This window comes from Brumimicrobium mesophilum (genome assembly GCF_003025005.1).
In the GTDB taxonomy this organism is placed as follows: domain Bacteria; phylum Bacteroidota; class Bacteroidia; order Flavobacteriales_D; family Crocinitomicaceae; genus Brumimicrobium; species Brumimicrobium mesophilum.
The window spans coordinates 1-8,642 of record NZ_PVSS01000025.1; the positions used below are offsets into that span (position 1 = coordinate 1).

8 protein-coding genes are annotated in these 8,642 nt (G+C 31.3%); 7 read left to right on the forward strand and 1 reads right to left on the reverse strand.

Annotated elements, in window-relative coordinates; genetic code table 11:
* Window positions 1-96 precede the first annotated feature (96 nt).
* The 6 genes from C6368_RS16685 (at window position 97) to C6368_RS16710 (ending at window position 7,083) form a co-directional block, all read left to right on the forward strand.
* Window positions 97-537, forward strand: coding sequence for a hypothetical protein (locus C6368_RS16685; RefSeq protein ID WP_107040365.1), 441 nt, complete (start codon window positions 97-99; stop codon window positions 535-537).
* Between the two features lie 236 nt (window positions 538-773).
* Window positions 774-1,397: a hypothetical protein gene (locus C6368_RS16690; RefSeq protein ID WP_107040366.1), complete on the forward strand. Its 624-nt coding sequence runs from the start codon at window positions 774-776 to the stop codon at window positions 1,395-1,397.
* Window positions 1,398-1,430: 33 nt separating this feature from the next.
* Window positions 1,431-3,515 (forward strand): cytochrome P450, encoded by a 2,085-nt coding sequence (locus tag C6368_RS16695; RefSeq protein WP_107040367.1) that lies wholly within the window; start codon window positions 1,431-1,433, stop codon window positions 3,513-3,515.
* A 7-nt stretch (window positions 3,516-3,522) separates the two neighbouring features.
* Entirely contained in the window at window positions 3,523-4,773 is a 1,251-nt protein-coding gene (locus C6368_RS16700; RefSeq protein WP_107040368.1) for a hypothetical protein, read from the forward strand.
* Window positions 4,774-4,783: 10 nt separating this feature from the next.
* Window positions 4,784-6,205, forward strand: a complete 1,422-nt coding sequence (locus tag C6368_RS16705) for a Dyp-type peroxidase (RefSeq protein ID WP_107040369.1) — start codon at window positions 4,784-4,786, stop codon at window positions 6,203-6,205.
* A 14-nt stretch (window positions 6,206-6,219) separates the two neighbouring features.
* Window positions 6,220-7,083, forward strand: coding sequence for a patatin-like phospholipase family protein (locus C6368_RS16710; protein WP_107040370.1), 864 nt, complete (start codon window positions 6,220-6,222; stop codon window positions 7,081-7,083).
* On the opposite strand, the gene C6368_RS16715 is transcribed toward C6368_RS16710, so the two are convergent.
* Window positions 7,080-7,535: a hypothetical protein gene (locus tag C6368_RS16715; protein WP_107040371.1), complete on the reverse strand. Its 456-nt coding sequence runs from the start codon at window positions 7,533-7,535 to the stop codon at window positions 7,080-7,082. The two genes, C6368_RS16710 and C6368_RS16715, sit on opposite strands and share 4 nt — an antisense overlap.
* Window positions 7,536-7,574: 39 nt before the next feature.
* Here C6368_RS16715 and C6368_RS16720 point away from each other — a divergent pair, with 39 nt between their 5' ends.
* Window positions 7,575-8,567, forward strand: coding sequence for a ferritin-like domain-containing protein (locus C6368_RS16720; RefSeq protein ID WP_107040372.1), 993 nt, complete (start codon window positions 7,575-7,577; stop codon window positions 8,565-8,567).
* The last annotated feature ends 75 nt before the right edge of the window (window positions 8,568-8,642 follow it).

The window sequence follows — 8,642 nt, forward strand, 5'->3', positions numbered from 1 at the left end:
ACGAGATGAATCAATTACGAAATAAAATACTGTAAGAATTTAGTGATTTTTTCTGTTTATTTTCTATTTTTAAGATTTCATTAAAACAATTGAAATTTGCCTAAAAAAATCTCTGAATCAAAAATCTTTTCGTTTATCTTAGGGTTAATTTTGATTTGTTACGGTTTATGGGATATATATGAGGAGCTGTTTGAGCCCCAGCACGAGCATATTTTAATTTTAATAGGACTCCTATTGTTTATTCACGCCATTGGTCATACTTTTGAAGGGATAAACAAAATAATGCATGTAATATCAAAAGAAAAAGAGGTCTATTTCTTAAATCGAATAGAATTTATTTTTAACTTATTATTTATTCGAATAATTTTAGGTTTAACAGTTATAGCTACAAGTTCATATGGACTTTATCAAGATTTTGAAAAAATCCACTCAAAATCAGTGTCGATTGGAGTGGGACTACTCTTAATAATATTGCCTTTTTTTAGTGCCTCTAATGCCGGAATGTCAATATTTAAAGTATTCAGAAAAAGCGATTAAGATAGATGGAGAGAACTTGTTCTATTGTTAATATGGAATTTGTGTTTCTAAATATTTTTAATTAATCTATTTACCTCTACTGTTGTTTCTTACTTTAGATTTGTCAGAGTTATTAAAAATAAACCTTGGATTGTTGAAATTAAAAATATATTTTTACCCTAATTATTACTTGATTTTATCGCTTCAGGTTTTGATGAAAATGAAACTTATATTTTAATCCTAAACCAAAGACCTAAATGCCTACTACATTTGTGAATACCTGTAAAGATGCTCTTGGAATTTTTATAGCAATTGGATATAGAACTTTCAATGAAAGAAATTGGAAGAAACCACAACCTATGTTTAACGTTCTTCAAGTGAAAGAAAGTAAAGTTGATTCCTTTAAAGAATTTCTAAATAAAAGCTTAGTAATTAGTTTGAAGTATGATACACCTATCTCTTTAGGACCTTTTTATTCTTCTGATACCAAAACTTTCATTTATACTACACATTACTCTTCAACAAATGCTTATATGAAGGTATGTGGTAATTTATTAACATCAGGTCTTTCGAAGAGTAGAGCTAAAGCAACACAGGAAACGAACTGGATTTATTGTTCTCAAGAGGAAACCAAAGAATTTTCGACTATCAGCAATGTTATTATGGTTGGGGTAAATGGAGAAATAAATAATTTTATAGATTTCATCAGTAGAAAAGAACTAGCTCCTTTGGCCAAAGTCAAAAAAATAAAGGATGTGAGAGGAAATGGTTTTGTTAATTATTTCTTCTTCAAAGATGAACCTGAAAATCTTAAACTATTTAGAGACTATGCAAAGTCTGGCGAAAGTGTAAATGTTATACAAGCCAAAAAACTCACTTAACTATTTAATCACTTCAAAATCTGACATGAAATCATGAATCAAAAAATAAAATTCAACAAATCAAATGATTATGAGCAAACCATACCAACTCTAATTTCTTGTTCCATAAGTGGAGAAAGTGAGATAGCTAGATGGGTGATGGATATTAATCAAATAAAGCACAATAATGTAGTTTCAAACCCTGGTTTTTTCAACCAACTGGCTTATAAATACACGAATGATAAACAGGCGAAGAATGAGCCAATTTATCAACAAACAGATAAGCTTATTTATGGTGCTAAAAGTATAATCCATCTTTTTGATCAACAGATTCCAAAGAACAGAAGACTTTTTCCAACGGATGAAAATCATAATATTATCATTGATAACTATTATAAAGAATTCACTGAGGAACTGGACGGGTATATTTGGAGTTACATTTTTAGTGAATTATTCAGGTCAGAACGAGATACCAAAATATTTTTCAAAAAGAGTGCTTCTTTTAGTCAAAAACTAATTTATAATTTTGGATTAAAATCAATTAAAAAAACCTTAGAATCAGAATATAAAATCAAAGATTTAAATCCAATAATTTCCTTGGTTGAAATAAACAAAATTTTTGATAAAATAGATTCAGTCCTAGAAGATGGAAGGCATTATCTAGTTGGAGATAAATTAAGTGCAGCAGATATAGCCTTGGCTTCGATTGCAGGACCGTTGATTTTACCTGTTGAGTTTGGTGGTACAACTTTGAAATTTGGAGAAATTTCAGAAGAGCTGCGTGAACAAATTTTCAAACTAAGGGCAAGGCCAACAGGTCAATTCATTATGAAACTTTACCAATCGGATAGGCCAATTAATGTAGACTTAGGTGCTTTACCAAAAATAAACAATGCTACGGAATTATTCTTTGGTAAATTCAACGAAGGATATAAGCCAAAAACGTGGAAGGTTTTTTACTTTTTACAAAAACGACTTCCTGTTATTCATATTGGCATTGCTAAAATGGCAATTGTGACTAGACAAGATTTAGTCGTTGAAGTACTAAAAAGAGATGAAGATTTCACTGTTAAAGAAATCAACGCGAAAAAAATGGCAGACCAAAAAGGAAGTTTCTTTTTAGGGATGGACCGCAACAATCCACAGTTTGATAGAGAACGTAATTTTGTAAGAAAATCTGCGAAAAGAGAAGATCTTGATATAATAAGAGATTTTATTCGTGAAAAATCAGAAGAAATTTGTAAGAATATAGATGCTTACGGAAAGATTGATGTTGTACAAAGTTTAAACTATCCTATATTAATTGGGTTAATTGATATTTATTTTGGAGTTCCAGCACCCATTGAATCTCAAATGCAAAAATGGCAACGAACAATGTTTTATGACTTGTTTTTGAATTTTACGGGAAACAAAGAAAAACATTTAGCAGCTGTTAATTCAGGAAAAGAAAGAACAGCTTGGGTAAGGAATTTGATTACTGAAAGAAAAAATGAACTTAAGTCAGGTAAGGAGATTGATGACAACCTATTAAATAGGTTAATACTACTTCAGCAAGAAGACGAATATAGTTGGGTTGAAGATGATACTATTCGAAGAAATATAGGTGGTCTATTAACTGGTCTTCAGGAAACAACCAGTAAAGCTGTGATTTTTGCATTGGAAGAATTATTTAAAAGACCTGATCAACTAGCCCTTGCTATTGTAGCAGCAAAAGCCTACGATATGGAGAAATTGAAAGGCTTTGTTAATGAAGCTTTAAGATTTAATCCTGTACAACCAGGTTTGATTCGTTTTTCAGAAACCAAACAATACCTAAACGGTGCAAACAATAAAAAGTACAAGGTTAAAGCGAAACGAAGAGTTCTTGCTTTAACATCAGGAGCTATGTTTGATCCTATAACATTTCCTGAGCCTAAAAAATTTATTGCCAATCGAGAGTCTCGCTATATGAATTGGGGTTTTGCTCTTCATGAATGTTATGGTGGCTATATAAATTCAGTGACTATTCCAGAATTAGTGGGCGTAATTTTGAGAATGGAAAACGTAAAATTAACTAAAGGCCTATGTGGGAAAGGTGCTGGGTTAAAAAATGGTCCTTTTCCAAATAATTTCGTAGTAGAATTTACTTCAAAAAACTAATTATAAAATGGTAATACAAAATCCAGTTTCTCTTCAGATTCCACTGATACAATCTCACGTGGATAAAGTAACAGAAGTACTTCATCAAGGAGGTAAAGGGAACCCTTGTTTAGAGGAGGGAGTTTTCCCTTTTCAAAAACTAGAATCAGTCCATTTTGGTAGATGGATCATAATACCAGCCAAAGGTTCACTCCCTGCTAGTTTATTTTATGCAGCAAATATAGATGGTACAGCAGAAAATCATTTAAATGAAATTGTAACCAATATTCCTGAGGGTTTAGATAAAATATTGGAGCACTGTCCTGATTACCCAGTGGGTGACGCTAGAAATAAAACATCTAGGTTGAATTATCTTAAAAAATATGAAATTAAAACTCAGGGGTTTTATACAGGGGCGCCAAATCGGACTGTAAAACAAGTACATCAAGAAGCAGCCCTCCATCAAGCTATAAAGAGTTATATTAAAGATAATAAAGGTAGGTGGAAAAATGCAAAAGATGCTTTTTCTGCAATTAAGGAAAGGTTTAAAAATGATAAGCAATGGGATTGGGCTAAAGAAAGATATGAGCTTCCAAAAGTAAATATACCAGCTACCATACTTTTTGTATTGTTGATGCTTATTTTACTACCTTTTATATTATTTGCAATTCTTATGATTCGCTTGTTTTATGAGCCAAGGGAACATCCGAAAAAGCTTTCACAAAATCAAATTCCTAAGGAGAAACTAAAAGCACTTAAAAATCAGGAGGATATTATTTATCAGAATCAATTGTCACAAGTTTTTGATACTAAAACAGGTTTAAGAAGAATAATGCTTCGATTTTTATTATGGTCAACAACCAAAGCAAGTAGATATATATTTGTAAAAGGCCAATTATTTGGAACTCCAACAATTCACTTTGCAAGATGGGTTTTGGTTGACAACGGAAAACGATTTATATTCTTTAGTAATTTTGATGGAAGTTTCGATGAGTATTTAGGAGATTTCGTTGATAATAATGGCTGGGGTTTAAATCTAATTTACGGCGCAGCAAAAGGTTACCCTAAAACATACTTTATGATTGGAGGTGGATCGTATAAAATTTTAGAGTTTATGGGGTGGGGAAGAAATACCCAAGTTCCTTCACATATATGGTACTCAGCATATCCGTGGTATGGACAACAACAAATTGTTAGTAAAACTATTTTGAGAACCGAAATATTCAACTCAAAAACGCTTAATGAAAAGGAAGCAAGAAATATATTAAAAGACATTTAAAATATTAAATATGGCAATTGTAGATAATCCAAGAACTTTAGATCTTGATGATATTCAGGGTATGGTATCAAAAGGGTATGGTAAATTATATAAAACAGCTTACTTCTTTTTAAAGGTTGATGAGGCAAAAAAAGCCAAATTATGGTTAAAAGAAATAGCTCCCTTTATAGATTCAGCAAATATAAAAAACACCTCAGAAAAGACTCTTCATCTTGCTTTTACACCTTCTGGTTTAAGTAAATTAGGTCTTTCTCAAAAAAATATTGATGCTTTCCCTACTTCATTTGTAGAAGGAGTTTCAACAGAAAATAGAAATAGAATTTTGGGGGATTATGGAGATAGTGACCCTCAAAATTGGAGATGGGGTGCTCAACAATCTGATTTAGATATCCTTCTGATCTTTCATGCTTCTTCAGTAGAAAGTTTGAATGCTTTTATTGAAGAACAGAAGGGAATTATAGAAGATAATGGTGGAATAACTATTGTCACAGAATTAAAGGGTTTTTTAACTGAAGATAACAAAGAACCGTTTGGGTTTCATGACGGGATTTCACAACCTATAATTAAAGGAAGTGGTAGACCAGGACCTGAAAATGATATTGTTGAAACAGGTGAATTTTTATTGGGTTATAAAAATGAACATGGTCAATATCCTTTCTCTCCTCTTCTCGAAGAAAATCAAGGTAATTTAACTTTGTTGGCAGATGATATTGCTGGGTCTGGTAAAAAAGATTTGGGTAGAAATGGAACCTTTATGGTTTTTAGACAAATGGAGCAACATGTTGACAAGTTTTGGAATTCTATGGAGGAGAAGACTAAAAATGAAGATGGTTCAGTCAATGAGGATGCCAAAATTAAACTTGCTTCAAAATGTATAGGAAGATGGCCAAGTGGAGCTTCTTTAGTTAATTTCCCTGATGCCGATCCTGGAGGGAGTTTAGATAATGACGACTTTAGTTATGCCGATCACGACCCTGATGGGTTGAAATGTCCTTTCGGATCTCATTTGAGAACAAATAACCCAAGAGATTCATTTAGATGGTACAACAAGGAACAGTCATTAAAGGTATCCAAGAGGCATCGAATTATAAGAAGAGGAAGATCCTATGAAATGCCAGTTAATGGAAATGAGGACAAGAAAGAAGTAGGATTACAATTTATTTGCTTCAACACTAATATTGAACTTCAATTCGAATTTATACAACATGCATGGTCAAATAATAACCAAATGAGACATTTGAGCAATGATATAGATGTAATAATTGGTGTTCCACCTGAAAATGACCCAAATAATAAGAATGTTCAATTTACGGTACAAGCAGAACCTGTGAATGAGTATTATGATGGTTGGGAACGATTTGTTACTATAAAAGGAGGAGAATACTTTTTTTTCCCTTCAATTAGCGTTATCAATTTTTTATCTACACTGTAAGAAAGAATTAAATTATGTCAGAAAGAAAAATAGAAAACTTAGTTTTTAAAGGCGGAGGTGTTTTAGGAATGGCTTATGCCGGAGCGGTTGAAGCTTTAGAAGAAAAAAATATTTTAGCTGGAGTAAAATCAGTTTCAGGGACGTCTGCGGGTTCAATTCTCGCATTAATGATTAGTTTAGGATATAATAGTGCTGAAATAAAAAAAATGGTTAATGCTACAAATTTCAAAGATTTTGAAGACCATTGGGACCCTTTTAGAATAGCAACACACTATGGACTTTATAAAGGTGATTATCTTTTAAAATGGATAAAAGATATTATAAAGAAGAAAACTAATGATGAAAACATAACTTACGCTGAACTAAGTTTAATTGGGACTCAAGACCTTAAAGTTTTTGCTACAGATTTGACTTTAGGAATTATTTGTGAATTTTCATCGGAAAAAACTCCCGATGTGATTGTAGCAGAAAGTATTAGAGCCTCAATGTCAATTCCTATATTTTTTCATGCTTGGAAATTTACAAATAGTAAACCTAATGATCATATCTACGTTGATGGTGGAGTTTTATACAATTTCCCAATATCGATATATGAGCCAGAAAAGACATTAGGATTTTACCTGTATTCTGAGAAAAAGGAAATTAATGTGAAAAAAGAACTGAAATATGATCATTTATTGGGATATATAGAGCACTTATTTCAAGCTATGCTTAAGGCGCAAGAGATTGATTTTCTCGAAAATATTGACGAAAAATCAATCACAGTTATAATTGATGATTTTGGTATTTCAGCAACCAATTTTAAAATTGATGATCAGCAAAAAATAGATTTATTTAATTCGGGAAAGAATTCTACAATTGCTCATTTAGAAAGCTAGGGTTTTTTAATCCTTTTTACTGATTGATAATCTTTTTTTAACCCAAAAATAATTTCTCCTAAAGCAGAAATAGACATGATAATTCCTATTAATAAACCAAGTTTTCTTGCGTACATTTCTTCAACATCAATAAATAATCCGTAACAACTTGTAATAATTATAATAATTCCGATAGTGAAATCAACCTTGTTTTTGTTGAGTACTTTGTCCGACTTTTGAAAAAAGCTATTTACTTCATCATTTTTTGTATGGTCTAATAAAGTATGAGAACCCAAATAAAAATATCTAATGTCATTTAAAATCAATAATATCCCCATGAAAATTAAAATATGTTGGTGTGCTATATTTAATGAGTGTTCGTAAATATCTATACCACTTTGAACAATTAGAATTACAGCCATAATTAGAATTACGGCGCGAGTATTTAATATTTTATTGATTTTTTGTATCATACAAGTATTGCATTTAAAAAAAAATAAAGATAATAAATTATGATAAATCCTCATAAATGGAAAAAACAAGATTTTTATAATCATTTACAACATGCCGTAGATCTTGAGCTTTGGACTATTCCATTATATATGACTTCTTTATACTCTATTAAGGAGATTGAAGGTTTGTCACCTATTCAATATTCAAAGACCGCAAAGCTTATTTTGTCTGTAATAAATGAAGAAATGCTTCATTTAGAAATTGCTTGTAACTTATGTAATGCATTGGGTTACTCTCCTGTAATTAATCCACCAGTTTATTCTAAAGATAATGGTATTCCATTCTTAAAACCAAATAAATTACCTCATGATCTAAGAGATTATAGCCTTCAATTAGGTCCATTAGATGTAAATCAATTGAAATTATTTTGCGCTATTGAATTTCCTCAGAAGGTGGGAGCTGAATTTTGGGAAAATACTCAAGAATTTGAATCTATTGCAGAATTGTACGCTGCTATTTCCATCGGAGTAGAAAATTTTTGGGAGGAATGTTTTGACCCGGAAAATGAAAAACAAAAATCAAATTTTAAAGGCTATGAATCAAAAAACAATTCAAACTTAGGTTTTAGTCAGAATATTGATTCTTTAGAGAATGCGTTGAAAGGGATTGAAGCGATTATCGAACAAGGCGAAGGAGCAGAAGGTAATTCAATTCCCGATTTATATAGACCACCAATTTTAGAGGAAAATCAACCATATCATCCAGGTTGGTTCGAAGGAGATATTTGTCATTTTCAGAAGTTTCACCTTTTATTAAAAAATCCAGAGATTTTGCCTGTTACCTATAAAATATCTGAAAATTCTTCCAACGGAATAGCTCAAAGAAGTTTAAATAGCTGCTACAGTAACTTTTTGAATGAATTAGAAATTAGTTTTAATACAAAAAACAATACAATGACCAGCGGTTTTTGGACATCAATGATGGAATTGCCCAGAAAAATTCAGCAAGTCTGGGCTAGTGGTATTTGTCCTGATTGGAATGTTATACGTTAAAACCATCAGGAGGATTTGATATTATACATTTGCCGTAGGAAGTGGAACTTAAGAATATATTCTAAAAACTAAAGA

Excerpts from the sequence above, each read along its gene's own strand:
- C6368_RS16710 (WP_107040370.1), top strand. The coding sequence starts at position 6,220 with ATGTCAGAAAGAAAAATAGAAAACTTAGTTTTTAAAGGCGGAGGTGTT.
- C6368_RS16695 (WP_107040367.1), top strand. The coding sequence starts at position 1,431 with ATGAATCAAAAAATAAAATTCAACAAATCAAATGATTATGAGCAAACC.
- C6368_RS16720 (WP_107040372.1), top strand. The coding sequence starts at position 7,575 with ATGATAAATCCTCATAAATGGAAAAAACAAGATTTTTATAATCATTTA.
- C6368_RS16690 (WP_107040366.1), top strand. The coding sequence starts at position 774 with ATGCCTACTACATTTGTGAATACCTGTAAAGATGCTCTTGGAATTTTT.
- C6368_RS16705 (WP_107040369.1), top strand. The coding sequence starts at position 4,784 with ATGGCAATTGTAGATAATCCAAGAACTTTAGATCTTGATGATATTCAG.
- C6368_RS16715 (WP_107040371.1), bottom strand. The coding sequence starts at position 7,535 with ATGATACAAAAAATCAATAAAATATTAAATACTCGCGCCGTAATTCTA.
- C6368_RS16700 (WP_107040368.1), top strand. The coding sequence starts at position 3,523 with ATGGTAATACAAAATCCAGTTTCTCTTCAGATTCCACTGATACAATCT.